Raw genomic sequence first — 23,515 nt, forward strand, 5'->3', positions numbered from 1 at the left:
TCGTGACTCTACATGAGCATGGCTCCGGCCCTTATGATGCTGCCCTGATGTCTCTCGGGCCCCCCGCCGCCTCGCCCTCCGGAAGGACGCACCTGCGTGGCCTGTCCGCCCGAGTGGTGCTCGACCTGCTGTGCCACACGCGCGCGGCCCATGCGGTGCCGGACTCCGGGCTCGCCGTGAGGCTGCCTCGCGTGATTCGGCCGGGGCACACGCGTGAAGACGAGGACGCGCTCGCGGCGCGGCTGCTGTCCGTCTGGTCCGACACCGTGCGAGCCCATGTGGAAGCCGGCCCCCACGAGGTGAGCCTGAGCGGTGGGGTGGACAGCGCGGCCCTGTGCGCGATGGTCGCGCGACATGCCCCCGGCCGGGTGCGCGCGTGGACCATGGACGTGCACTTCGCGGACGCGGTGGAGCGGAGCAACGCGCGGCGGATGGCACAGGTGACAGGGGCGGAGCTGGTGGACGTGCGCATCCCCGACGCCGTGCTGCCGGACCTGTTCGAGCAGGCGGTCCTCGCCAACCAGACCGTCATCCTCAACGCCCGCGCCGTGGCGAGCTTCGTCTTCTACCTGGAGGCCCTCCGAATGGGCGCGGGCCCCGTCCTCCTGAGCGGCGCGGGCGCGGACGAGGTCCTCCAGGGCACCCCGGGCGCCATGGCCTCCGCGAAGGCCCGTGTGGATGAAGACCGGGCCCTCGCCGTGGAGGTCTTGCGGCCCGGCGCGCTGGCCGCGCTGGTCGACGAGGCCCCGGTGCCCACGACGGGCCATGGCACTGTGGACAACTTGCGGGCCTCGTTCAGCGGCGACCCGCGCGATCATGAGGACGGCCTTGGAGCCCCTGGGGGGGCTGTGGACAACTCGGGAACACCTCTGGGGCAGGCCAAGGCCCGCGATCAGGAGTCGGCGGCCCGCGCTGCATCGCCCGCTGGGGAAACCGGGGCCGTTCCCTCTGGAACCCGTGGTCGCGATCAAACAGTGCCCCTGCGCGACGGGCTCCAGCCTGTGGACAACTTGAGGGGTGTTTCCGAGGGCGTGAACAGCGATCACGCTCCAGTATCCCCCCCTGTGGACAACCTGGGGGACGTGCTCGCGGCGCTGCCCGCTCCGTGGGAGCTGCCCCCGGTGGATGCGTCCGCATCCGGCGAGCTTCGCTACGCCGAATGGGTGCTGCGGGAGCTCATCCTCCCGCCCGAACTGCGAGGCGCCCGGGCCCAGGGCCTCACCGTCCGCACGCCGTACCTGGACCCGGACTTCGCTCGGATGGCGCTCGCGCTGCCGGAGTCCGTGCTGATGCGGGACGGATTCGGCAAATGGCTGTTCCGTCATGCGGTGCGTTCACTCGTGCCCGATGAGGTGCGCCTCGCGCGCAAGCTGCCCCGGTATGGACACACCGCGCTCTCCAGTCCGGTGCGTTCGCTTTGGTTGGAGCTGTACCGCGCCTGGCTGTGCTCCGAACGGCTGGAGTCCCTCCAGGTCATCAACCCCCAGGCGGTCTCCCGCCTGCTGGAGCGCTACACACTCCTATCGCCCGAGGACGCTCGGGCTGGGGTAATGGATCGGTTGTTGATGCGACTCGTGTCCCTGGCCATGCTCCAGGCCCACGCCGAGGCGCATCCCCCATGTCCCGAGTCCTGATCGCTACCTCGCCCGAGAAGGGCCACCTCAATCCCATGGTCGGGGTGGCTCAATGGCTGCGCCGCCTGGGACACACCGTGGGTTGGCTGTGCATCCCCGAACCGACCTCGCAGTTGGACGGACTGGGCGTGGAGGTCCTGCGCCTACCTCACCGTGAAACGCAGCCCCCTGGCATCGAAACGGGAGGCGAAGCGCTGGCGAAGCTGGTGCTGGACGACGTGGCCCTGGGCAAGTGGATCCGTGGCCTGCTGTTGGACGCGGCCCCCGCATTCCTGGAGCCGGTGCGCGAGGTGGTGCGCGCCTTCCGCCCCGACGTGATGGCCCTGGACGGCATGCAGTACGCGGCGGTCCTCGCGGCGCACACGGAAGGCATTCCGTGGGCAGGCGTGTCCTCCGCGCTCACCCTGCTGGAGCCTCGGCCGGACATTCCCTTGCTGCGCAACGTGCGAGCACTCGCGAACGACCGGCAGGCGCTGTTCCAGAAGCACGGCTTCGACGCGCGCTTCCGCACCTGTGAATGCCTGTCGCCCCGGCTCAACGTCATCTTCGCCACCGAGGCCTTCCTGGGCCCGGACGCGGGAGTCCCGCCGAACACGCTGCTCGTCGGGCCCTCGGTTCCGCCCGAGTCCCGGGGCGACGAGGTGTCCTTCCCGTGGGAGCGCCTGGGCCACAAGCCCGTGCTGTACGTGTCCTTCGGCAGCCAGATTTCGTATCAGCCGGAGCTGTTCCGTCTCATCGCGGAGGCCGCGCGGCCCTTCAACGTGACGCTGGTGTTGTGCGCGGGCGAGCTGGCCGACACGGACTTCCCGAACACGCTGGCCGGTGACGTGGTGGCGGTGCCTTACACGCCGCAGCGACAGGTGCTGGAGCGCGCGGCCGCGTTCATCTCCCACGGAGGCGCCAACTCCGTGATGGAGGCGATGACGGCGGGCGTGCCGATGTTGCTGCTGCCGGTGTGCAACGACCAGCCCGTGCAGGCGCACTTCCTGGAGAAGTCCGGAGCAGGGCTCGCCAGGGACCCAAAGCACCTCACGGTGGAGACATGCCGAGAGGCCATCGCCCAGCTCCTGGCGCCCGCGTCACCGATGCGCGAACAGGTGGCGGAGATCTCCCGGTCCTACCGGGCCCATGACGGCGCCAGGGCCGCCGCCGAACGCATCGCCGGACTCGTCGCGTGACGTCCGTGCAGTGGAGTCCGCGCAGGCACCATCCCCCGGGCATTACACCGCTGGAGGTGTGGAACCTGCCCGTGTCCGGTCGCGAGTTGTGGGAGGTGCTGGGCTCGCCGTGGGTAGAGGAGGACCGACGCGCGGGAGTGCCGGGCACCACGCTCACGGCGCGCCTCATGCCGGCGCTGGCCGAGGCGCTTGCATTGCTGGTGACGCGACACGCCCCGGATGCGGCGTATCTGAGTGGAGGGCTGGCGGAGCTGGATGGCTTCCAGGCCGCGCTGAAGGAAGCCACGGCCACCCTGCCCTGCCCGGTGTACATCGCGCCCACGCCGCGCTTCGCGCCCGTACATGCGGGCCTGCGCATGCTGGAGGCACAGGGATTCAACACACCGGTCTGCGTGGACGTGGGCCAGACCAGCATCAAGTGCGCGAGGCCCGGCTCAACGCGTGTCTTCGAGCGGGATCTCACCCACCTGCCACCGCTGTTCATCGGACAGCCACGTCCCAGGGACGGCCACCACATCCGGGACACCGTGGCGTTCATCGCGGACGCGCTGAACACATTCCTCACGGAGGACCCACGGACCGCGCCGGACGCGCTGTGCCTCGCCCTGCCGTGTCCGCTGGATGAAGACCTGGAGCCAGGAGGCTGCACCTACGGCTTCGAGGGTGCGGCGTCGCTCGTGTCGGACATCCTCGCCCGCGCCGGGTTGCCCGAAGCAGGAGGCCCGGTGTTCGTGCTCAACGACGCGGAGCTGGCGGCCGAGTCCGCGCGGCGCGACGCCCGGGTCACGGGACAGCGGGTGCTGTGCCTGTCACTGGGCTTCGGCCCGGGAGGAGCGCTGCTCGACCCTGGTTGAGCGCATGGCGTCCCCTGCCCGAAGCACCGGGCACGAGCACGACCCAGCCCGGATGGGCGGGCATCCCATCCAAACGGGCAGGTCCCCGTCCTGCCCGGTTCGCCGATGTGGCGTGCCTTCGAGCCTCTTAGTTTCAGGCTCGAAAGGAACACCCCATGTCCACCGACGCCCTCCAAGCCCTCTCGCAGTCCATCGCCACCGTCGTCGAGCGCATCGCCCCCTCCCTCGTCCGCGTGGAGGCCCGCCGTCGCCGGGGCGCCAGCGGCATCGTCTGGGACGCCGACGGTCACATCCTCACCACCAGCCACGCCGTCGAACACGAAGGCTCCATCCAGGTGGGCCTCGCGGACGGTCGCTCGGTGTCCGCCGAGCTCGTCGGCCGTGACCCCAGCACCGACCTCGCGCTCCTCAAGGCCGACGCCACCGACCTCACCGCGCTCGCGCCCGCGCCGCTCGACGGCGTGAAGGTCGGCAACGTCGTGCTGGCCCTCGGCCGTCCGGGACGCACCGCCCGGGCGACGCTCGGCATCGTCAGCGCGTTCGGCGGTGACTGGCGCACGCACGCGGGCGGGCAGGTGGACCATTACCTGGAGACGGACGCCGACCTGCCGCCCGGCTTCTCCGGTGGGGCGCTGGTGGACGCGCAGGGCCGCTTCCTCGGCATCCCCACGGCGGCCTTCTCCCGCACCGCCGCCGTCGTCCTCCCCGGCGACACGCTGACGCGCGTGGCGAACTCGCTGCGGGAGCACGGGGGCATCCGCCGAGGCTACCTGGGCGTGGGCGCCTACCCGGTGCGCCTGCCCCGTGAAATCGACGGCACGAAGGCGGGGCTCATCCTGCTGTCGGTGGATCCGGAAGGGCCCGCGCAGAAGGCCGGGCTGCTGCTGGGCGACGTGCTGGTGAGCCTGGGTGGCCAGTCGCTGCACGGCGTGGAGGACCTGCTCGGCTACCTGGGCGACGAGAAGGTGGGCACGTCCCTCCAGGCCAAGGTGCTGCGCGCGGGGGAGCTGCGCGAAGTGCCCGTCACCGTGGGCAAGCGTTCGTGAAAGGAGCCGGCCATGAAGCTGTTGCAGCAGTTGTCCGATGATCTGGAGTCCCTCGTCGCGGGCGCCGCGCCAGCGGTGGTGGGCGTGGAACACGCGCGCGGCCACGGCACCGGCCTGTTCCTCACGCCGGACGGCTACGTGCTCACCAACCGGCACGTCGTGATGCGCACGCCGAAGCGACTCGTGGTGCAGCTCCACAACGGCGAGGAGCGCCGGGCCACGCTGGTGGGCGGGGATGCTCCCACCGACCTCGCGGTGGTGCGCGCGGAGGGAGATGATTTTCCCACCCTGCCGCTGGCGGATCCGGAGACGGTGAAGGTGGGCCAGCTCGTGATGGCCATTGGCAATCCCTTCCGCCTGGAGCAGTCGGTGTCGCTGGGCGTGGTGAGCGCCATCAACCGCTCCATCACCCTGCCCGACGGCGTCATCCTGGAGGGCATGCTCCAGACGGACGCGGCCATCAACCCGGGCAACTCCGGCGGGCCACTGCTCGACACGCGCGGGCGCGTGGTGGGGCTCAACACGCTGGTGCTGCCGTATGCACAGGGCATCGGCTTCGCGGTGAGCGCGACCACGGCGGCCTGGGTCGCGGGCCTGCTCATCCAGCGCGGCCGGGTGGACCGGAAGTTCCTGGGCATCGCCGCCACGGCGGTGAACCTGGAGCCCGCGCTCGCTCGGGACACGGGCCAGCTCCGGGCCGTGCGCGTGCTGAAGGTGCAGGAGGGCACCCCGGCCGACGACGCCGGGCTCCAGCCGGACGACCTGCTGCTCGGCATCAACAGCCGGCCCGTCAACAGCGTGGACGACCTGCAACGGCTGATGGCGCTGGCCAACGACGAAGCGGTGCACCTGGACGTGCTGCGCAAGGGCCGCCGCAAGGGCGTCTCCGCCCGCGCACGCAAGCGCGTTGAACCCGTGGCGGCGTGAACCTCACGGCCACGTCAGCATCACCCGATTCCATCCGGCGCTGGCACCAGCCGCGCCGTGAGCTGCCCGTTCAGCCGCGCGTTGAGGAACGTCAGCACGCCGTCGAACACCAGCAGGAACCCGCCCTGCACCAGCAGGCTCTTGCCCCACCCGCGCAGGCGCGCCGAGTCCTTGCGCGACCCGCGCTCCCACAGGAACCCGCCGAAGGCCATGTAGCCCACGTCCAGGCCCGCGTTGAAGAGCAGCAGCTTCTCCATGCGCTCTCCTTCGGAGAGGCTGCGCGCCAGGTCCCAGGAGCCCGGCTCCGCGGTCGCCTGCCCGTGGTAGCCAATCGCCGCGATGGTCAGGTTGACCAGGTTCCACGCCGCGTTCGCCTGGAAGAAGGCCCGCGTCTCCCCCTCGCTCGCGAAGTGTCCCGCCACGCCCGTGCCGATGTTCAGCACCGCCCAGCCGAACAGGATGCCCATGGCCGTGCGGTTCACCCGCACCGCCTCCGCGTTGTGCTCCGCGAGCCACGCCTTGCCGTCGGTGGGGGGCGCGGTGGACTCCTGCCCCTGCGCGGCCCACGGCATCGCGAGGAACAGCAGCACCAGGACGAAGCAGGAGCGCACGAGGCGGGCGGGAGCCATTGCGCCACTCTAGGGAGTCGCCCCCCGGCGTCACGCTCGCGCCGCCCCGTCGCGTGCTCCGGTCAACGCTACCGGTCGCCGTCGTCGCTGAGCGGTGGGGCTTCACGCGCGGGCTCCGTGCCCTCCTGCGCGCCGTAGCCGCCAATGCCCTTCTGGAGGATGCGGTCCTCGCCCACGTCCTCGTCCGTTACATCGCCCCGCTCGGTGCCCTCGCGCTGGTGTCGTGCCTCACGCTCCAGCGCCTCGGCGCTCTGGGTGTCCGTGCGCTCGGTTCCCTTCACCGGCGGTCCCTTGTTGCTGGCCATGTCCGCGTCTCCTGTCCGGGAGTCGTGCTCCCAACGAAAGGTCCGGCGACCCCGCGCCACCGACAAGGCCTCCCACCTTCGTCGGTGCACGGCGAGCACCGCCCGACAGGCGGCCCTCTTGAAAGGGGTTCCCGCTACGGCGTGCCGGGGCGGAGCGGGCTAGCATCACGTCCATGAACGACCCGGCCCTTCCAGCACGCCCCCAGGACGCCGCCGCGCCCGCAGGCTGTCCCTTCGCGGCCAGTGCCGGGCAGGGGCGCGGGGCACGCCCGGACACCCGCGTTCCCGGCCGCACCTACCGCAAGCCCTTCTGGCGGCCGCGCCTGCCGGAGGTGCGCCGTGAGATTGCCTCCCTGGATGCTCGGCGGGACTGCCAGCGCATCGTGCACCTGCTCACCAACTACGAGTTCCCGTTCGACATCCAGCGGGCCACGGAGATCGCGCTCTTCCACACCTACGGCAGCCGCTCCGTCTCCACCCTGTTGGACCGCACGGGCGAGTTCCGCAAGCGCGGCCAGAAGCGCTACGACGACACGCGGCTGCTCATCGCGCAGTTCATGGAGTGCGGCTGGGACGTGGAGGCGGGACGGCGCTCCCTGGAGCAGATGAATCACATCCATTCCTTCTTCCGCATCCCGAACGAGGACTTCCTCTTCGTCCTCTGGACCTTCATTGAATTCCCCATCCAGTGGATGGACGACTTCGGCTGGCGCCCCTTCACCGCCCATGAGCGCGAAGCCTGGTTCCATTACTGGTGTGAGATTGGCCGCCGCATGGGCCTGAAGGACATCCCGGCGGACCGGGCCGCCTTCGACGCCTACGTCCGCGACTACGAGGCCCGCGAGTTCGTGCCCAACGAGGCCAGCCACCGCGTGGCCCAGGCCACCGTGGACATCCTGGCCGGCTGGGTGCCGCGTCCCCTGCGCGCGCTCGTGCCGCCCATCAGCATGGGCCTCGTCCCCCCGCGACTGCTGCCCGCCATCCAGTTCGCCGCCCCGCCCGCCTGGGTCGCGGGCCTGACGCGCACGGCCCTCAAGGTGCGCAAGCACGTCAAACGCTACGTGTCCCTGGAGCGCTACCCGTCCCCCATCGAGGGCAGCCTCAACCGCACCTATCCCGGCAACGCCTACCGCATCGAAGACCTGGGCCCGGAGTACGCGCACCGGGACGCGAAATGAAGAAGGCCCGCGTCCCACGCAGGGGACACGGGCCTCTCTCACGTCACGACAGCGGGGCGGCTCAGCTCTTGTACTTCACCGAGCAGCCGTACGGCTCGGAGGTCGCCGTCGGCACCTGCTGGCCGTTGAGGACCGCGTCCACCGCGGTCTTCACGTAGTTGGTCTTCGCGCCCTTGCCGCGCGGATCATCGTCGATGGCGCCCGCGTAGCGCACCACGCCCTGCCCGTCGATGACGTACATGTGCGGCGTCGTCTTGGCCGCGTAGCTCTTGCCCACCTTGCCGTCCGTGTCGACGAGCACCGGCTGCGTGAAGCCCTCCTTCTTCTTCCAGTCCGCCGCGAACTTCGCGTCGTGCGAGGCGGTGGAGTCCACCGTCAGCCACACCACCTTCTTCGCGTCGAAGCCCTTCTGCGTCGTCTGCATCGTCTTCGCCTCGTAGTGCCGCTTCACGAACGGGCACTCCGAGTTCGCCCACTCCAGCACCACGACCTTGCCCTTGTAGTCCGCCAGCGAGTGCGTCTTGCCGGCCTCGTCCTTGAGCGTGAACGCCGGAGCGGGCTTGCCCACCTCCGCGGTGTCGGCGGCGAGGACGGGGGCACCGACGAAAGCCACGGTGAGCGCGACTGCCTTGAAGAGCTGCTTCATGACGGAACCTCCAGAGATTGAAACGCTGCGGTTCAACACCACATCCATCCCAGACAACTCAGGGCCGGGCGCACACCATCGAGCCAGCCTTCAGCGGCGACTCGCATCCGTCCGCCCGCTGCACCGCCTGGATGACGCTGTCGGCGGTGAGCAGCTCATTGAGCACCTCGGGCTTGTCCGGCGAACCCGGGCTCAGCACCAGGTACATGGGCACGCCCGCGCGGCCGTGCGCCGCCAGCTTCGCGGTGATGCGCGCATCCCGGCGCGTCCAGTCCGCCACGAAGAAGGCCACGTTGTGCTTCATGAACGCCTGACGCACGTCCTCGCGCGACAGCACGGTGCGCTCGTTGAACTTGCACGTCAGGCACCAGTCCGCCGTGAAGTCCACGAACACCGGCTGCCCCGCCGCCAGCGCCGCGGACACCGCCGCCTCGTCCCACGCCTGCGAGCCGCCATGCGCCGCCACCGTCGCGCCGCGCGTCTCCACCGACGCCTGCGCCTCATCGAAGCGCAGCGCCACCGCGCCCGCGCCCACCAGCGTCAACACCGCCAGGCCCACCGTCACGCCCCGGCGCCCGCCCTCCAGCCCCTGCGACTGGCCGTACAGCCACGTGCCCAGGCCCACCGCGATGAGGAACGCGAGCAGCCGCCCCATGCCGTCCACGCCCGCGAGCCCGCCCATCACCCACACCAGCCACACCGTGGTGGCGAGCAGCGCGAAGCCCAGGAACTGCTTGCCGCGCTCCATCCACATGCCCGGCTTCGGCAGCCGCTTCGCCAGGCCCGGCACCAGCACCAGCACGCAGAAGGGCAGCGCCAGGCCCAGGCCCAGCGCCAGGAACACCGCCACCACCGTGGCCGCGCCCGCCGCGAAGGCGAAGCCCACCGCCGTGCCCAGCAGCGGCGCCGAACACGGCGTGGCCAGCACCACCGCGAGCACGCCTTCGCCCGCGCTGCGCAGCAGCCCGTGGCTCTGGTCCACCTTGCCCGCCAGCGCCGTGCCGTCCGCGCCCAGCGTGTAGACGCCGAAGAGGTTCAGCGCGAACGCCACCAGGATGGCGCTCACCGCCGCGACGAAGAGCGGCTCCTGGAACTGGAAGCCCCAGCCCACGCTCGCGCCGCCCGCGCGCACCGCCAGCACCGCGCCCGCCAGCAGCATCATCGTCACCAGGATGCCGCCCGCGTACGCCGCCGCGTGCGGCGCCACCTTCCCCTTCTCCTCCTGCACCATCCGCGTGAAGCCGTACGCCTTGAGCGCCAGCACCGGGAACACGCACGGCATCAGGTTGAGCAGCGCGCCGCCCAGGAACGCGAACACCAGCGCGAGCCCCAAGCCCATGGGGGACTCCGCCGCCGCCGGGGCGCTCGCCACGGCCGCGGGCGCCACCTTGCCCGCCGCGTCCTTCACCGACGGCAGCTTCAGCGGCGCCGCGGCCGCCACCGCGCCGTCCGCCACCATGGGCGCGAGCGGCGCGTCCACGTCCACCGCCGTGAAACCCGTGGCCTGCGTGCCCAGGCGCAGCGAGCCCGTGAGCCGGGGCTCGCGCTTCGCCGCCACCGACGACGCCTTGCCCTCCAGCGCGAAGCGGCCCTCGCCCGACGGCTTCAGCGCCACCTGGTCCACGCCCAGGATGCGGCCGGGCACGAAGAAGTCACCCTCCACGCCGCCCGCGTACGGCTTGCCGTCCGCCGTCGTCACGGTGAGCGTGCCGGTGAAGGCCTTGCCCGCGGTGAGCGTCGTGCCCTCCAGCGCCAGGGCCACGCGCGGCGCGCCCTGCGCGTCCGGCGCCAGCGGCACCTGGGCCTGCGCGGCGTCGAACTGGGGCGCGAACTCCGGATCCGCCACCGTCTCCGGCCCCACCGGCAACGTGCGCGACAGCAACAACTGCGCGGGGATGCAGTGCACCTTGCACACGAGCGCGTCCACCGCGGCGGACACCGTCAGCGTGCCGGTGGCGGCTTCGGACACGCGCGCCGGGGCGAACAGCAGCACCTGGTCGTGGTAGCCGTGCGTGGTGATGAAGCCGTCCGGCGTGCGGAAGGTCTGCGGGAAGGGCCAGCGCAAATCCCCCACCGTGACGCCCGGCGCATCCCACGACACGTCCGTGGCCAGCCCCGAGTCCCCCGGGTTCTTCCAGTAGACGTGCCAGTCCGGATCCAGCGTGAGGCGCACGCCCACGCGCAGCTCGCCGCCCGCCTTCACCTGCGTGGCGTCCAGCACCAGCGCGCCTTCCAGACGCGGGTCGCCCTCGTCGGGCGCGGTGCTGCCCACGGCGGAGGCCGGCAGCGCGGCCTGCGCCACCGCCGCCAGCAGCACCATTGCCACCGCGCCCAATCCACCGAGCCGGCTTCCAGACCTCTTGCGCCACGGATGCGTCATGCGACTCCCGTTAATCCACCTGGGAACGCCGTGCTACCTGGGATGCGTCCCCCAAGGGTCCACTGAACCGTCCAGGCAGCCGTGCATTCCTCACGCCCGCACGTCGGGCATGGCGGAGGCCGGCTTGCGGCCCCCGCTGCCCTTCCATACGCCCCAGCCGCCAGGGGGTTACGGCTTCTCGTCCGTCTTCCAGGGGAGGACGGCCGCGATGTTCCCGGCGGGCAGGGCGCCCCCGTTGGCCGCCACCGGCAGGGCTGGCCCGATGCGGCTCATGGTGATGCGGGACACCTCCGACTGGGCCCGGCGCACCCCCAGCGCGGACGGCTGGGCCGCCCGGCGCTCCACCGCCCGGCGCAGGTCCGCCAGCCGGTCCACGTGCCGCTGGGCGGGGACGTCCACCGCGCCCAGGCGGGCCAGCCGGTACAGCCCCTTGTCCGCGCCCTCGAGCGCCCGCTCGGCCGCCTCCTGCTGACGCCGGGACAGGGCCTTCCACGCGGCGGCCTCGAAGGAGACCAGCTCCAGCTCCGCGGACACCGCGCGCACGAAGCGGCCCTCCTCGCTGTCAGGCAGCAGGCGCGTCACCGGCACGGACATCCGCCGGGTGTCGTTGTGCTCCGTGTAGGAGGCGGTGACCGTGAGGTTCCACTCGCCCTTCTCCAGCACGCCCGAGAAGAGGACCCGGCGCGCGAACGCGTGCGACACCGCGCCCAGCGCCGCGCTCATCGCGTCACCCTCCACCCGCGACGGGTAGCGGTGGCGGCAGCGCAGGTCCGCGAAGCCCGTGGGCAGCACGTACACGCGCGCGTCGGACACCACCTCTCCGAACAGCTCCGCGCCCAGCGCCCCCACCGCCAGCGGCAGCCCCTCCGCGTCGTCCACGTGCGTGAAGCCCGTGCCGGACGGGCCCGTGAGGGCCTCCAAAATCTCCGGCAGGTAGTGCCGCCCCAGCCCCAGCGCGTGCAGCGCCACGCCGGAGTCCGCCACGCGCGTGCCCAGCACCTTGAACTCGCCCAGCGCGGTGGGGCCCACGGAGGGCTCGCCGTCGGTGAGCATCAGCAGCTGCGGCCGGGCGCCCGGCACCAGCACGCGCCGCACGGCCTCCGCGCCCCGCTCCACCGCCTCGTGCAGCGCGGTGCCCTCGCCGGACTCCAGGCGGGAGAGCGTCTTCAGGAAGGCCGCCTTCGCGCTGGCCTCCATCGCGCGCACGGGCAGCACCTGCTCCGCGTCCGCGTCGAAGGTGAGCAGGCCCACGTAGTCGCGGGGGCCCGCGCGCTCCACCAACGCGCGCGCCGCCTCCACCGCCGCCGCCAGCGGCGCGCCGCGCATGGACGCGCTGCGGTCGATGACCAGGTTCACCGCCACCGGGGCCCGAGGCGTCTCCGCTTCGGCCTCCAGGGTCACGAGCAGCAGGACTTCGCGACCGCCTTCCGCGTCGCGCTCCACTGCCCAGGCCGTCTGCTTCATCCGCACTCCCGCATGGTGGATGGGGCCCATCCTGCCGCGAATCCGTCGCGAAGACTCCACCTGACCCCGGACGCCCCTGTCGCTGGCCCGCGTCCGTCCCGGAAGTCCCACCGCTTCAAACAGGATGTCGGGTTTCCGGTCGCGAAAGCAACGTGCCCCGGCGTCCCCTCCCGCAGCGCGAGGCCCTCCTCCGCCGCGCGGCCGCCAGCACACGCGGACGCGCCCTCCCGGGGACGCGGACCGCGACGCGGCGATCAACGCGCGGGGGCCCACGCGCGGCGTCCCAGGACGCCCTGCGTCACCTACAGGTCGGCAGAACCGTTCAGCGCTTTACGGATTTACTTCAGGAGTCGCCGGAGAGCGTCGGCTCACGGACGGCTCCGGGTGGGCTCGACCCTTCGGAGGAAGGGGAGCGCCTGGGCCCAGCGCACCGCATCACCGCCCGGGAGTGTCAGCTCCCCGACGTCCAAACGAATGCCCCCGCGCAGTCCACGGGCCGCGGGGGCCGCGGCTCACTCCACCACGTCCCAGCCGCCCCAGGCCTCTTCGTCCAGATGGCCCCAGCGCCGGCCTTCCACGGACTGCAACGGCACCACGGTGGTGGCCTGACCGTCGTCGCCCATGGCCAAATAGTCCCGCCCCTCATCCAGGTACGTGCTGTCGTCGTGGCTCATGTCCGGCTCCTCTGGCGCTCCATTCACGGGGTGTACGGCCTGGACGGCTCGCATCCCCTTGGACGCCCTGCGTCGGTCACCGGGCCCGCCCCATGCGGGTCCCTTTACAAGCGCTGCTTGACCGATTTACGAACATGTTGGGAGTTCGCCTCTGTTTTGTAAAGCCCTGGGGGCCCCAAAGTTTCTCCGGTGACGAATGCAGCCCGCCCGGCCGCCTGCCGCCCAGCAGACCAGGCACCGTTCTGGTACGAGGCCGGAGAGCAGGCGCTGCCACCGGAGGGCCTGCTGGCGGACACGCCCCTTCCGCTCGATGCTTGATTCGAGAATCACCCCTGCTAGGGTTGACGAACACTCAAGAATTGCCGCAACGCGGCAACCCGGCGCCCCACGCCGTGCGGCCCCAGAGGTCCCGAGGTTCCATGAGTCCCATCATCACCGGCCTGCTGCTGGCAGGCGCACTCTCACTCTTCATCATCACGATGTCCGGCCGCGCGGGCGTGCTGCTCGCGATGAAGAAGGAGAACCGGCTGGACCGCATCCCCTACCGCGCGGTGCAGTTGCTGCGCTTCGGCTTGGGGCAGCAGCGCATGGTGGATCCGGAGGAGTTCACGCCGGGCCTGTTCCACATCTTCATCTACGCGGCGTTCATGGTGCTGGCGCTGCGCACCGTCATGATGTTCGTGATGGGCTTTTCGTCCACGGCGCTGGAGGTGCTCACCGACCTGAGCCACCCGGCGTGGGACGCGGCGCCGCCGCTGCTGTTCGCCTACAAGCTGTACCTGCTGCTGAAGGACGTGGTGGCGGGGCTGGCGCTGCTGGGCGTGGCGTACTTCGTGTGGACGCGCTGGAAGGTGAAGCCGGACCGCATGTCCCAGTCGTGGGAGGCGTACCTCATCCTGGGCTTCATCGCCGGGCTGATGGTGACGGAGTTCATGTTCGGCGGCAGCCACATGGTGGCCGCGCACGCCGCCGCGCAGCAGGTCCCGGTGGGCGCCACGCAGGTGCCGTCCACGCCGTCCGCGCTGGTGTGGTGGGAGCCCCTCACCAGCCTGACGGGTCTGTTGATGATGCCGCTGGGCCCCACGGTGGCGCACGTGCTGGGCGTGGCGGGCTTCTTCATCCACCTGGCCATCATCCTGGCGTTCCTGAACTTCCTGCCGCTGGGCAAGCACTTCCACATCATCACGGGCCTGCCCAACGTCTTCTTCCAGCGCACGCACTCCACCGGCAAGCTGCCCACGCCCAACCTGGAGAAGGAGGAGTTCGGCGCCGCCACGGTGAAGGACCTCACCTGGAAGAACGGCCTGGACCTGTACTCCTGTACGGAGTGCGGCCGGTGCCAGACGCACTGTCCCACGTACATCACGGGCAAGCCGCTCACGCACAAGGCCGTCAACCAGGACCTGAAGCACTGGCTCTGGGACAACGAGCGCTGGGTGGAGGAGGGCTACGGCCCCAACGGCATCAAGGAGCCCCTGCCGGAGATCATTGGCAGCGCGCTGAAGGCGGAGACGGTGTGGGCGTGCACGAGCTGCGGCTGGTGCGAGCAGGCGTGCCCGGTGTTCATCGAGAACGTCCCGCGCCTCATCGACATGCGCCGCTACCAGGTGCAGGTGAAGGCGGAGTTCCCGGCGGAGATCCAGCGCGTGTTCGAGGGCATGGAGCGCCAGGGCAACCCCTGGGGCATCGGCCAGGACCAGCGCGACGAGTGGGCCTCCGACCTGGCGCTGCCCACCTGGGGTGACGAGGGCGGCCCGTACGAGTACCTGTTCTTCGTGGGCTGCGCGGGCAGCTACGACGACAAGCAGAAGAAGGTCAGCCGCGCGCTGGTGAAGATTTTGCGCGAGGCGGGCGTGTCGTTCGCGACACTGTCCAAGCAGGAGATGTGCAACGGCGACTCCGCGCGCCGCATGGGCAACGAGTACCTGTACCAGACGCTGGCGAAGACGAACGTCGAGTCCTGGAACTCCATGGGCGTGAAGGCGGTCATCACCCAGTGCCCGCACTGCTTCAACACCATCAAGAACGAGTACCCGGAGTTCGGCGGCGAGTACCGCGTCATCAACCACACGCAGCTCATCAACGAGCTGCTCAACGAGAAGCGCATCAAGCTCTCGTCGGTGATGAACACCAGCACCAAGCTGACCTACCACGACCCCTGCTACCTGGGCCGGCACAACGGCGTGTACGACGCGCCCCGTGAAGTGCTCAAGAGCATCCCGGGCCTGGAGGTGGTGGAGATGCAGCGCAGCAAGCGCGAGGGCTTCTGCTGCGGCGCCGGTGGCGGCCGGATGTGGATGGAGGAGCACATCGGCACGCGCATCAACCACAACCGCATCAACGAGGTGGCCCTCACGCTCAAGCACGCGGAGGACCCGAACACGCCCTACCCGGACGCCGCGGACAAGAAGAAGCCGGGCATGGTGGGCGACTACAAGGAGCAGGGCGGCAGCGGCATCGTCGCGGTGGCCTGCCCCTTCTGCTCCACGATGCTCAACGACGCGAAGAACGACACCGGCCGCGAGCAGATCCAGGTCAAGGACATCACCGAGCTGGTCGCCGACGCGCTGGAGCCCCAGCACAAGGGCGGCACCGTGTCCCCCAGCCCCGTGGTGAGCGCCAAGCCGGAGTAGCGGCGACAGGCCTCCAGATGTGACGAGGGCCCGGTGGCTCCCCGAAGTGGGAGCGGCCGGGCCCTTCTGCTTTTCAGCGCGAGCGAGGCCTGGGCTACTTGCGGCCCTTGTCGGCGCCCTTCTCCGAGCGCAGCACGCGCTCCAGGCGCCTGGTGGCGCCGTCATCCCCCAGCTTGCCGACGACGTAGGCGCTCGCGGAGGCGAGCTTGCGGCGGAAGTCGTCCGGGGCGATTTCGGAGGGGCGCGAGGGCAGCTCCGTGAGGCCCTGGTTGGCCAGCAGCGTGCGGGCCAGGTCCTTCTCGTCGTCGGTGGCCTTGGAGGACAGGAGCGCGCACACCTTCACGTGGCCATAGGCGGCGGCGGTGACGAAGGGCGTCTCCCCCAGGTTGTCGGGCAGCGTGGGGTCCGCGCCTGCCTCCAGCAGCAGCCGCACCAGGTCCTCGCGGCCCACGCGCGCGGCGGCCATCAGGGGCGTGCGCCCGTCGGCGTCGAAGGGGTTGGGGTCGGCGCCCGCGTCCAGCTGGGCGGCGAGGGCGGCGCGGTCGCCCGCGGTGACGGCATCGAACAGGGACACGGTGTACACCTCCAGCAGCGGTGGGCAGCATCGCGTGTCGGCGCACGCGATGCCAGGGCGCCCCACCCGCCAGGGGCTACGCTGGGGGCCCACGGTGATTGCCGCGGTGCGCCCGGGGCGTTCACCGTGGAGGCGGACAGGGCCCCAGTTCACCGGACTGTCACTTTCAGGTCCCGGGCCCAGGCCCTGAACAAGGAACCACCCAGTCAGTGGATTGCCCGGATTGCCCTCTCACAGCAATCTTCGCCAATCTGAGGCCGCCATGCCTTTACCGTTATTGGTCGTCATGCTGTTGGTCTTCGTGGGCGTCCCCCTCGCGATGCTGGGGAGCCTTTTCAAGAAGCACAGACTCACCCTGCGTCTCCGCCAGGAGGGGGTGCACGCGCAAGGCACCGTGCTCCGCGTCGAAAGTGACGAGGGAGGCGACGTGGTGGACTACTTCTTCTTCCTCCCGGATGGATCAAGGATCCAGAACAGGAGAGCCATCGTCCCTCTGGCCAATCCGCATCCAGGAGCCCAGTTCGACATTCTCTATCTGCCGGAAGATCCCAGCCAGAACCAGCCCAGGGACGGGGGCATTGGACTCACCCGTTTCATCCTCAGTGCGCTCTTTGTCTGCGTCTTCATCTTCTACTTCGTCAGTGGCATCACCGGATCACACAACCAGGGTGAGCGGGATCCTTCGCCCCAAGGCCCATTGCGAGAATTCGAGCCGCAGCCGTTCCGGAAGCCTCCCCCTTCCAAAGGAACGCCTCCGCTGAGCCCGTATTAGAAGGCGGGCGGAATCAGCGGCTCGACAGCGTGGCGCAAGAAAGAACTCCACCATGTCCCTCATCGCGGCCCGCGTCCTGGGCGCGTCGTTCGCGGCGGTTGGCCTGACAGTGCTGGTGATGACGTGGGGGATGTACCAGCGGGACTCGCGCATCGTGGACGCGGACGTCCACGCGCAAGGCACGGTGCTCAAGAAGGAGTTCCACGCGTACTCGGATGACAGTGACTACGTGCTGCACTACGCCTTCACGACGCACGACGGCACGCCGGTGAAGAACCGCCGCAACGTCTCCTCCGGGCTGTGGAAGCGCCTGCGCGTCGGAGACCGCATCCAGGTGCTCTACAGCCGCGAACAACCGCGCTGGAGCTTCCCCGAGGGCCACGGGCTGATGTCCCTGGGGCTCGCCCTGTTCTTCACCGCGGTGCTGGTGCCCTTGAGCCTGCTCGGGCTGTTGATCCTGCTGGCCCGGGCCGGACCGGCGTCACCGGCGGTTGATTCGGCGTCCGCCCCCACGCCATCCTGAGGACACCATGGAATTCTCGATGCTGATGGGCCTCCTCGTGGCCGGCCTGGGATTCCCCCTCATCATCCTGGGTGTCCTCATCTACATCCGCTACGGGGTCGTGCGGCTGGAGCGGCACGGGCTGCGCGCCCAGGGCAAGGTGATTGGCGTCAGGTATCCCCGGAGCAACAAGCGAAGCGTCGACTACACCTTCCGTCCGCCGGAGGGTCCGGAGCTCCGGGGCAGCTTCCAGGAGTGGCCACCGCGTCCAGAGGCCGAGCGGGCTCCAGGCTCCCCCGTCGACATCCTCTACCGGGCGGACGCGCCGCACGACCACATGGCCGTGGGCACGGGCCTCAGCCAGAGGTTCTTCCTCATCACGGCGACCTGCCTCGTGCTGTTCGCGAGCTGCACCACCCGGGACGTGTTGCGCGAGTACTTCACCCGACAGGGAGAAGCGCCCGCACGCACCACCCCGGCGCCCCCATGAACCTCCTGGCGAAGGTCCTGGCCGCGGCGCTCTTCGTCGGAGTCCCCGCGGTGATGCTGGCGTTCCAATGGAAGGACTTCGCCGTCACCTGGAGGTTCCACCGGCGCGGGCAGCGCGTGCGGGGCGAGGTGCTCCGCATCACTCCAGGCCAGGTGGATGAGAACGCGGCGGTGCACTACGCCTTCCGCCTGCCCGACGGCACGGTGCTCCACCACGAGTACAGCGAGACGCACGAGGACTGGACAGCGCTGTCCCCCGGCTCGCCCCTGGAGGTCGTCTACCTGCCGGAGGATCCGCGCCGGAGCCGCCCCCTGGGCATGGGGGTCGGCTGGGTGAGGACCGGCTTCTGGACGCTGGTGATGCTGGGCCTCATGGCCGGGGGCTTCGGCGTGCTCCTGGGCTGAGGCCCGGTCTCACGAGCGCCCGTCAGCGGGGCCCGTAGAAGGGCTCGTTCGCGGCGGGCACCGCGAGGCTGACGGAGCTGGCCGTCGAGGACACCGGGGCGCGGTAGATGCTCGGGTCACCGCCGGAGTCGTTGAAGAGGAAGCCCAGCTCCGTGCTGCTCGTCCAACTGGGGAAGCTCTCCTGCACGGTGCTCGCGGTGTAGTCCGTCAGCCGCCGCAGGGCGCCGCTCAGGCCCGTGGACGTCACGTTGCCCACGAAGATGCGCGTGCTGCCGGACGACAGCCGCGCGTCCAGGGCCACCTGCCGCCCGTCCGGCGACACCACCGCGCGGTTCACGATGGTCAGCACCTCGTTGCCCAGCGACGACACGTAGGAGGGGCTGCCACCGTTCACGGGCACGAACGCGAGCTGGTTGTACTGGAAGGCGCTGCTGCCCGCGGGCGCCACCACCGTCGTCCCGCTGGGGAGGAAGGACGGCGACCCGTGGCTGATGGTCGTGCCGGGCGTCAGCTCCGTGAAGCCGCTGCCGTTCACCGCGATGCGGGCCAGCGAGCTGACCGCCCCGGAGCCCCGGTCGAACGCGAACACGATGGTGCGGCCATCCGGGCTGAACGTCGGGCCGCGGAAGTTGGTGCACGTGCCGCAGGCCACGTCGTTGGAGCTCAGCAGCGTCGCCACCGGGCCGCCCGTGGTGGGCACCGTCTGGAGGGACGTCGTGTTGCCCACCCGCTGCACGAACACGATGCTGCGGCCATCGTTTGAAATCGAGGGCGTGAACGCGTTGCCCGACGTCGTCAGCCGCTGCGGGCTGTTGGGGTCGCCGTCGTCGTCCACCACGTAGATGTTCCGGTCACCGCGCACGAACGCGAAGCCCCGGTCGAAGGTGACTTCACCGATGGTGCCGCCACCGCCCCCGTCCTCAAAGGGCTCGCACGCGCCCAACAAGCCCACCGCCACCACTGCCCCGAACCACCGCCGCATGCCCATCATCCCTGTCTCCCGCTGTGCCGCCGGCCCTGCCGCACGTTCGCCCTGAGACTACAGGGCGCGCGGACTGGGACGTCAACGCACGCGGAGGCATTCACCGCCCCTGTGCATCCGGGAGCTTTCAGCGGTTGAGGCGGTTCAGCTCGTTGCGGCAGACGTTGCATGGCCCCAGCTGCTTGCGGTCGATGTCCTGGGGCGCCTGCGGGAAGAACATCACGCAGCGTGAGTCCTCGCAGTAGGACAGACCGATGAGGTGGCCGGCCTGGTGCACGGCCTCCACCTGGACGCGGCGGCGCAGCGCCTCACCCTCCGCGCCCTGGCGCAGCCGGAACAGGCTCATCACCGCGACCTTGGACTCGCGGTCCGCTTCGCCAAAGACGAAGGGCGAGTCCGGCACGAACAGGTCCGCGTCCGTCACGCCCATCACCAGGCCCTGCGGCGCGTCCTCCAGCACCGTGCCCAACCGCCGCATGATGGCGTTGCAGTGGTACTGGCTTCGGTCCTTGTTGAAGGCGTAGGCAGGGGACGACAGCGCCGTCCGGCTCACGACCGCGCTGACGCCCATGTGGGTCATCAGCGGTTCCTGCAGGGCGTTCACCAGCGCAGTCGGTGGACTGCCCACGGTGACCAGCAGGAGCGTCTTCTGCGGCATCAGCCCACCGCCTTCTACCTCCGGACGGACGTTGACCGCGTCCCCCCGGAGCGGAGTGGCTGGGGCGCAAGGATTCGAACCTTGATAATCAGAGTCAAAGTCTGACGTCCTGCCATTAGACGACGCCCCAGCAGGTTCGCACGCGTACTTTCGGGCCGATACTACGGCATCTCGACGGGCACGGGAACCCACTCTGACGTCGGGAGTGCATTCCGCTGGACGCCGGGGAGGGTGGATCACTCCCCCTGCGCCCCTCTGGAGCCCGGCCGGGCGGACGGGGTGTCGTCCACCCGACAGGCACCCGCCTCACCTCCACCCTTGAGCACCGCCAGGGGGGTGAGTCGGAGACGCGGGGCGTCACGAGGTCGGCCTCGTCCTCCAGCACCTCGGAGAGGTCCCGGTAGGCGGCGGGGCCTCCTCCACCAGGGCGTGCGCGCGGGCCGTTCGTCGCTCAGCGGAAGGGGGCCCCACACGGGCAGGCACACCCCTGCGTGCCGGCACCGACGCGACAGGGCCCCCGGGGGCCTACACGGCCGCGCGAAGAAGGCGGGGCCTGTCCTGTGGTGACCAGCCGCTCTTTCCACCATCCGACTCGGGCGTTCAGTGCGATTGGCAGGCAGGCCCCCCGGGTGCAACCAGTATGCGGGAGGCTTCATGGCCGAGACTTTCGACGTGGTGGTGATTGGGGCGGGTCCGACGGGCGAGAACGCGGGGGCGCGGGCCGCGGCGGGCGGGTTGAAGGTAGCGCTCGTGGAGCACGAGCTGCTGGGCGGCGAGTGTTCCTACTGGGCGTGCATGCCCAGCAAGGCCCTGCTGCACCCCGGCGAGACGCTCTGGATGGCGCAGCACACGCCCGGCGTGCGCGAGCTCATCAAGGAGCCGCTCAAGGCCGAGGCCGTGCTCAAGCACCGCGACAAGATGGTGTCCGGCTACGACGACAAGTCCCAGATGAAGTGGGCGGAGGGCGCGAAGCTCACCGTGGTGCGCGGGCGCGGGAAGCTCACCGGCCCCCGGAGGGTGCGCGTGGAGGGCAAGGACGGGAAGGTGCGTGAGCTGGAGGCGCGCAAGGCGGTCGTCATCGCCACGGGCAGCAAGCCGCGCATGCCGGACATCGCGGGGCTCAAGGATTCGCGGCCCTGGGACAACCGCGAAGGCACGGGCTCCAAGGCGGTGCCGGGCCGGCTGGTGGTGCTGGGCGGCGGCGTGGAGGGGGTGGAGCTGGCGCAGGCGTGGCGCGAGCTGGGTTCGGAGGTGACGCTGGTGCAGCGCGGCCCGCGTCTGCTCACGCGCTTCGAGCCCTTCGTGGGCGAGCAGGTGGCCCAGGCGCTGCGCGACACGGGCGTGCGCGTGTTCCTGGAGACGCAGGCGACGAAGGTGCAGCGCTCGGGCGAGGGCAAGGGCGAGTACACCGTGACGCTGTCCAACCGGGACACGCTGCGCGCGGACGCGCTGCTCGTCGCCATGGGCCGCACGGCGCGCACGGACGACCTGGGTCTGGACACGGTGGGCCTCAAGCCCGGCGCCTCCATCGAGGTCGATGAGCAACTGCGCGCGAAGGGCGTGGACGGGGACTGGCTCTACGCGTGCGGCGACGTGAACGGCCGCAACCTGCTCACGCACATGGGCAAGTACCAGGCGCGGCTGGTGGGCGACATCCTGCTGGGCAAGCCCGCGAAGGCGTGGGCGGACACGAAGGCCACGCCCCAGGTCGTCTTCACGCACCCGCAGGTGGCCAGCGTGGGCCACACGGAGGAGCAGGCGCGCAAGGCGGGCGTGCCGGTGAAGACGGTGCAGTACGAGCTGGGCGACGTGGCCGGCACGTCGCTCATGGGCGAGGGCTTCAAGGGCACCGCCAAGCTGGTGGTGGACGAGCAGCGCCGGGTCATCGTGGGCGCCACGTTCACCGGCCCCGGCGTGGGGGAGATGCTCCACGCGGCCACCATCGCCGTCGCGGGCGAGGTGCCCCTGGACACGCTCTGGCACGCGGTGCCGTCGTACCCCACCATGAGCGAGGTGTGGCTGCGGCTGCTGGAAGCCTACGGTCTGTGATTGCGGTGGGGCGCCCGCGCATGAAAGGGTAAGCGCCCCACCCCTGCTTCCCTGTGTAAATGATTGCCGCTGACCCTCCGCTCCGCCGCGCGTCCCTGAAGGTGGAGTGGGCCCTGCTGCTGGTGCTGGCGTTGGCGGCCGTGGCGGTGGGCCAGCATCCGAGGCGCGGGTTGGACTTCCGCGTCTACCTCACCGCCGCAGAGCGCTTCCACGAAGGCACGGACCTGTACCGCGTGGAGGACGGCGCCATGCCGTTCAAGTACGCGCCCGTCACCGCGCCCCTCTTCCTGCCCTTCACCGCCGCGCCCCCGCGCGCCGCCGTGGCGCTGTGGAACCTGGGCTCCGTGCTGGCCCTGGCCGCCGTGTCCGTGCTCACCCGTCGCGCCGCGCCCGCGCCGGGAGAGGCCGCTCCGTGGCCGTGGGCGCCGGTGCTCGCGACCGCCGCGGTGTTGCCCGCGTTCACCTTCGAGTTCTTCTACGGCCAGGTGGACGCCGTGCTGCTGTGGCTGCTGGTGGGCGCGGCCGTGGGAGCGGAGCGGGGCCGCGTCTGGAGTCCCGGCGCCGCGTTCGCCGTGGCGTGTCTGCTCAAGCCCCCGGCCGCGCTGCTGGGCCTGTTCTTCCTGGCGCGCAGGCGCTGGCGCGTCGTGGGCACCACGGCCCTCTTCGGCGCGTTGCTGGTGATGCCCACGTTGCTCCGCTACGGGTGGGACGGGACGCTGGCACAGGTGCAGGCCTGGACCCAGACGCTCGCGCACACCACGCCGCCGTGGGCGCTGGGCCACAACCCGCAGGGCCTGCCCACGCTGCTGCTATCGCTGGTCCTGCCCCCGGAGTCCCTGCCGCCGGCCGGCGCGATGACGCTGGCGCAGGCCGTGGCGGTGGCGCTGTTCGTCGTCGCCCTGCTGTGGGCGAGGCCCGGGCCCGTGGAGCTGCTCGCGTGCTGCTGTCTGGGCGTGACGCTGCTGTCACCGTTGGCGTGGCGCGCGAACTACGTGCTCGCGTGGCCGTTGATCCGCGCGGCGCTGGAAGGTCGGTCGCGCTCCGGCCAGGCGCTGGTGGGGCTGGTGGCGCTCACGGGCGTCCTGGTGTCGGAGACGGTGCTGGGCGCGGAGCTGGCGCGGCGGGTGCTGCTCGCCCGGCCGTTCGCGTGGGTGTACACGGCGCTGCTCCTCACACTCCTGTGGCAGACGCGGCGCCGGGGTGCCCCCACCGCCTTGCTTCCGGACGGAGCCGTGACGCACCTGCCGCGCGGATTTTTGAACGCTCGCGGTCCGTGACCCCATCGCAACAATGCGGGTCCACCCGGGCCTACATGAGGGACTTCGTGTACCGCGAAGCGGGAAGTGCCTGACTGGCCTCGGTAAAAACCGGGTCTGACGAGCGGCCCACGAATTCCATGCATGACTTCAAGCCGCGCCGGCTCATCACTTCCGACGGTAGGGGCCCGCCGCATCGCCGATGCCGGCGGCTGGGCCCGGCTCCGTCGAGTCTGGCTCGTTGGTATTCACAACCACTGGAGGGGAAAGATGCGGATTC

At 70.7% G+C, this 23,515-nt stretch carries 22 protein-coding genes and 1 tRNA gene; 13 read left to right on the forward strand and 10 right to left on the reverse strand.

What is annotated here, in order from left to right; translation table 11 throughout:
- The first annotated feature begins 47 nt into the window (after positions 1-47).
- From OV207_RS15940 to OV207_RS15960, 5 genes are all read left to right on the forward strand, one after another.
- Positions 48-1,634 carry an asparagine synthase C-terminal domain-containing protein gene (locus OV207_RS15940; protein WP_267556056.1) on the forward strand — a complete coding sequence of 529 codons (1,587 nt, stop codon included), beginning with the start codon at positions 48-50 and terminating at the stop codon, positions 1,632-1,634.
- Positions 1,619-2,812, forward strand: coding sequence for a glycosyltransferase (locus tag OV207_RS15945; protein ID WP_267556057.1), 1,194 nt, complete (start codon positions 1,619-1,621; stop codon positions 2,810-2,812). Before OV207_RS15940 ends, OV207_RS15945 begins: the two co-directional genes overlap by 16 nt.
- Entirely contained in the window at positions 2,809-3,666 is an 858-nt protein-coding gene (locus tag OV207_RS15950) for an ROK family protein (protein WP_267556058.1), read from the forward strand. The genes OV207_RS15945 and OV207_RS15950 overlap by 4 nt, the downstream gene beginning before the upstream one ends.
- Positions 3,667-3,821: 155 nt before the next feature.
- Complete coding sequence (locus OV207_RS15955) at positions 3,822-4,712, forward strand: S1C family serine protease (protein WP_267556059.1); 891 nt, start codon at positions 3,822-3,824, stop codon at positions 4,710-4,712.
- A 12-nt stretch (positions 4,713-4,724) separates the two neighbouring features.
- Entirely contained in the window at positions 4,725-5,639 is a 915-nt protein-coding gene (locus tag OV207_RS15960) for a S1C family serine protease (RefSeq protein WP_267556060.1), read from the forward strand.
- A gap of 20 nt (positions 5,640-5,659) precedes the next feature.
- Here the strand turns inward: OV207_RS15960 and OV207_RS15965 are convergent, their stop codons facing one another.
- The gene (locus OV207_RS15965) at positions 5,660-6,268 is read right to left on the reverse strand and encodes a DUF6992 family protein (RefSeq protein ID WP_267556061.1); all 609 of its coding nucleotides are present in this window, start codon (positions 6,266-6,268) and stop codon (positions 5,660-5,662) included.
- A 68-nt stretch (positions 6,269-6,336) separates the two neighbouring features.
- A complete protein-coding gene (locus OV207_RS15970; RefSeq protein WP_193349863.1) occupies positions 6,337-6,573 on the reverse strand; it encodes a hypothetical protein in 237 nt (78 codons plus the stop codon).
- Positions 6,574-6,746: 173 nt separating this feature from the next.
- On the opposite strand from OV207_RS15970, the gene OV207_RS15975 reads away from it, so the two are divergent.
- Positions 6,747-7,751: an oxygenase MpaB family protein gene (locus tag OV207_RS15975; protein ID WP_267556062.1), complete on the forward strand. Its 1,005-nt coding sequence runs from the start codon at positions 6,747-6,749 to the stop codon at positions 7,749-7,751.
- A 61-nt stretch (positions 7,752-7,812) separates the two neighbouring features.
- On the opposite strand, the gene OV207_RS15980 is transcribed toward OV207_RS15975, so the two are convergent.
- From OV207_RS15980 to OV207_RS15995, 4 genes are all read right to left on the reverse strand, one after another.
- Positions 7,813-8,397, reverse strand: a complete 585-nt coding sequence (locus tag OV207_RS15980; protein ID WP_193349865.1) for a redoxin domain-containing protein — start codon at positions 8,395-8,397, stop codon at positions 7,813-7,815.
- Between the two features lie 58 nt (positions 8,398-8,455).
- Entirely contained in the window at positions 8,456-10,777 is a 2,322-nt protein-coding gene (locus OV207_RS15985; RefSeq protein ID WP_267556063.1) for a protein-disulfide reductase DsbD family protein, read from the reverse strand.
- A 168-nt stretch (positions 10,778-10,945) separates the two neighbouring features.
- Complete coding sequence (locus OV207_RS15990) at positions 10,946-12,241, reverse strand: vWA domain-containing protein (RefSeq protein ID WP_193349867.1); 1,296 nt, start codon at positions 12,239-12,241, stop codon at positions 10,946-10,948.
- Between the two features lie 512 nt (positions 12,242-12,753).
- Positions 12,754-12,915 (reverse strand): hypothetical protein, encoded by a 162-nt coding sequence (locus OV207_RS15995; protein ID WP_193349868.1) that lies wholly within the window; start codon positions 12,913-12,915, stop codon positions 12,754-12,756.
- 419 nt (positions 12,916-13,334) lie between these two features.
- Here OV207_RS15995 and OV207_RS16000 point away from each other — a divergent pair, with 419 nt between their 5' ends.
- Positions 13,335-15,548 (forward strand): (Fe-S)-binding protein, encoded by a 2,214-nt coding sequence (locus OV207_RS16000; protein ID WP_267556064.1) that lies wholly within the window; start codon positions 13,335-13,337, stop codon positions 15,546-15,548.
- 94 nt (positions 15,549-15,642) lie between these two features.
- Here OV207_RS16000 and OV207_RS16005 read toward each other — a convergent pair whose 3' ends face one another.
- Positions 15,643-16,122, reverse strand: coding sequence for an ankyrin repeat domain-containing protein (locus OV207_RS16005; RefSeq protein ID WP_267556065.1), 480 nt, complete (start codon positions 16,120-16,122; stop codon positions 15,643-15,645).
- Positions 16,123-16,408: 286 nt separating this feature from the next.
- Here OV207_RS16005 and OV207_RS16010 point away from each other — a divergent pair, with 286 nt between their 5' ends.
- Genes OV207_RS16010 through OV207_RS16025 form a run of 4 tightly spaced genes read left to right on the forward strand, consistent with a single transcriptional unit; the run spans position 16,409 to position 18,290 of the window.
- On the forward strand, positions 16,409-16,894 hold the full coding sequence (locus OV207_RS16010) for a hypothetical protein (protein WP_267556066.1): 486 nt from the start codon (positions 16,409-16,411) through the stop codon (positions 16,892-16,894).
- Positions 16,895-16,946: 52 nt separating this feature from the next.
- Positions 16,947-17,417 (forward strand): DUF3592 domain-containing protein, encoded by a 471-nt coding sequence (locus OV207_RS16015; protein ID WP_267556067.1) that lies wholly within the window; start codon positions 16,947-16,949, stop codon positions 17,415-17,417.
- Between the two features lie 7 nt (positions 17,418-17,424).
- Positions 17,425-17,886, forward strand: a complete 462-nt coding sequence (locus OV207_RS16020) for a DUF3592 domain-containing protein (RefSeq protein ID WP_267556068.1) — start codon at positions 17,425-17,427, stop codon at positions 17,884-17,886.
- The gene (locus tag OV207_RS16025; RefSeq protein WP_267556069.1) at positions 17,883-18,290 is read left to right on the forward strand and encodes a DUF3592 domain-containing protein; all 408 of its coding nucleotides are present in this window, start codon (positions 17,883-17,885) and stop codon (positions 18,288-18,290) included. Before OV207_RS16020 ends, OV207_RS16025 begins: the two co-directional genes overlap by 4 nt.
- A gap of 22 nt (positions 18,291-18,312) precedes the next feature.
- Here the strand turns inward: OV207_RS16025 and OV207_RS16030 are convergent, their stop codons facing one another.
- The 3 genes from OV207_RS16030 to OV207_RS16040 all read right to left on the reverse strand — a co-directional run bounded on the left by OV207_RS16030 (position 18,313) and on the right by OV207_RS16040 (position 20,060).
- Positions 18,313-19,281, reverse strand: coding sequence for a TolB family protein (locus tag OV207_RS16030; RefSeq protein ID WP_267556070.1), 969 nt, complete (start codon positions 19,279-19,281; stop codon positions 18,313-18,315).
- A gap of 118 nt (positions 19,282-19,399) precedes the next feature.
- Complete coding sequence (locus OV207_RS16035; RefSeq protein ID WP_267556071.1) at positions 19,400-19,930, reverse strand: non-proteolytic archaemetzincin-like protein; 531 nt, start codon at positions 19,928-19,930, stop codon at positions 19,400-19,402.
- A 56-nt stretch (positions 19,931-19,986) separates the two neighbouring features.
- Positions 19,987-20,060: transfer RNA gene (locus OV207_RS16040), tRNA-Gln, on the reverse strand.
- 524 nt (positions 20,061-20,584) lie between these two features.
- Here OV207_RS16040 and OV207_RS16045 point away from each other — a divergent pair.
- Entirely contained in the window at positions 20,585-21,979 is a 1,395-nt protein-coding gene (locus tag OV207_RS16045) for a dihydrolipoyl dehydrogenase family protein (RefSeq protein WP_267556072.1), read from the forward strand.
- Positions 21,980-22,038: 59 nt separating this feature from the next.
- Positions 22,039-23,256 (forward strand): glycosyltransferase family 87 protein, encoded by a 1,218-nt coding sequence (locus OV207_RS16050; protein ID WP_267556073.1) that lies wholly within the window; start codon positions 22,039-22,041, stop codon positions 23,254-23,256.
- Positions 23,257-23,515 lie beyond the last annotated feature (259 nt).

This window comes from Corallococcus sp. BB11-1, from assembly GCF_026626625.1.
GTDB lineage: Bacteria > Myxococcota > Myxococcia > Myxococcales > Myxococcaceae > Corallococcus > Corallococcus soli.

What these genes read in the sequence shown, in the direction of transcription:
- OV207_RS16020 (WP_267556068.1), top strand. Translation starts at nt 17,425, where the DNA reads ATGGAATTCTCGATGCTGATGGGCCTCCTCGTGGCCGGCCTGGGATTC.
- OV207_RS16025 (WP_267556069.1), top strand. Translation starts at nt 17,883, where the DNA reads ATGAACCTCCTGGCGAAGGTCCTGGCCGCGGCGCTCTTCGTCGGAGTC.
- OV207_RS16050 (WP_267556073.1), top strand. Translation starts at nt 22,039, where the DNA reads ATGATTGCCGCTGACCCTCCGCTCCGCCGCGCGTCCCTGAAGGTGGAG.
- OV207_RS15945 (WP_267556057.1), top strand. Translation starts at nt 1,619, where the DNA reads ATGTCCCGAGTCCTGATCGCTACCTCGCCCGAGAAGGGCCACCTCAAT.
- OV207_RS15980 (WP_193349865.1), bottom strand. Translation starts at nt 8,397, where the DNA reads ATGAAGCAGCTCTTCAAGGCAGTCGCGCTCACCGTGGCTTTCGTCGGT.
- OV207_RS16045 (WP_267556072.1), top strand. Translation starts at nt 20,585, where the DNA reads ATGGCCGAGACTTTCGACGTGGTGGTGATTGGGGCGGGTCCGACGGGC.
- OV207_RS15940 (WP_267556056.1), top strand. Translation starts at nt 48, where the DNA reads ATGTCTCTCGGGCCCCCCGCCGCCTCGCCCTCCGGAAGGACGCACCTG.
- OV207_RS16030 (WP_267556070.1), bottom strand. Translation starts at nt 19,281, where the DNA reads ATGATGGGCATGCGGCGGTGGTTCGGGGCAGTGGTGGCGGTGGGCTTG.
- OV207_RS15995 (WP_193349868.1), bottom strand. Translation starts at nt 12,915, where the DNA reads ATGAGCCACGACGACAGCACGTACCTGGATGAGGGGCGGGACTATTTG.
- OV207_RS15990 (WP_193349867.1), bottom strand. Translation starts at nt 12,241, where the DNA reads ATGAAGCAGACGGCCTGGGCAGTGGAGCGCGACGCGGAAGGCGGTCGC.
- OV207_RS15960 (WP_267556060.1), top strand. Translation starts at nt 4,725, where the DNA reads ATGAAGCTGTTGCAGCAGTTGTCCGATGATCTGGAGTCCCTCGTCGCG.
- OV207_RS16000 (WP_267556064.1), top strand. Translation starts at nt 13,335, where the DNA reads ATGAGTCCCATCATCACCGGCCTGCTGCTGGCAGGCGCACTCTCACTC.
- OV207_RS16010 (WP_267556066.1), top strand. Translation starts at nt 16,409, where the DNA reads ATGCTGTTGGTCTTCGTGGGCGTCCCCCTCGCGATGCTGGGGAGCCTT.
- OV207_RS16035 (WP_267556071.1), bottom strand. Translation starts at nt 19,930, where the DNA reads ATGCCGCAGAAGACGCTCCTGCTGGTCACCGTGGGCAGTCCACCGACT.
- OV207_RS15985 (WP_267556063.1), bottom strand. Translation starts at nt 10,777, where the DNA reads ATGACGCATCCGTGGCGCAAGAGGTCTGGAAGCCGGCTCGGTGGATTG.
- OV207_RS16015 (WP_267556067.1), top strand. Translation starts at nt 16,947, where the DNA reads ATGTCCCTCATCGCGGCCCGCGTCCTGGGCGCGTCGTTCGCGGCGGTT.
- OV207_RS15965 (WP_267556061.1), bottom strand. Translation starts at nt 6,268, where the DNA reads ATGGCTCCCGCCCGCCTCGTGCGCTCCTGCTTCGTCCTGGTGCTGCTG.
- OV207_RS15955 (WP_267556059.1), top strand. Translation starts at nt 3,822, where the DNA reads ATGTCCACCGACGCCCTCCAAGCCCTCTCGCAGTCCATCGCCACCGTC.
- OV207_RS15975 (WP_267556062.1), top strand. Translation starts at nt 6,747, where the DNA reads ATGAACGACCCGGCCCTTCCAGCACGCCCCCAGGACGCCGCCGCGCCC.
- OV207_RS15970 (WP_193349863.1), bottom strand. Translation starts at nt 6,573, where the DNA reads ATGGCCAGCAACAAGGGACCGCCGGTGAAGGGAACCGAGCGCACGGAC.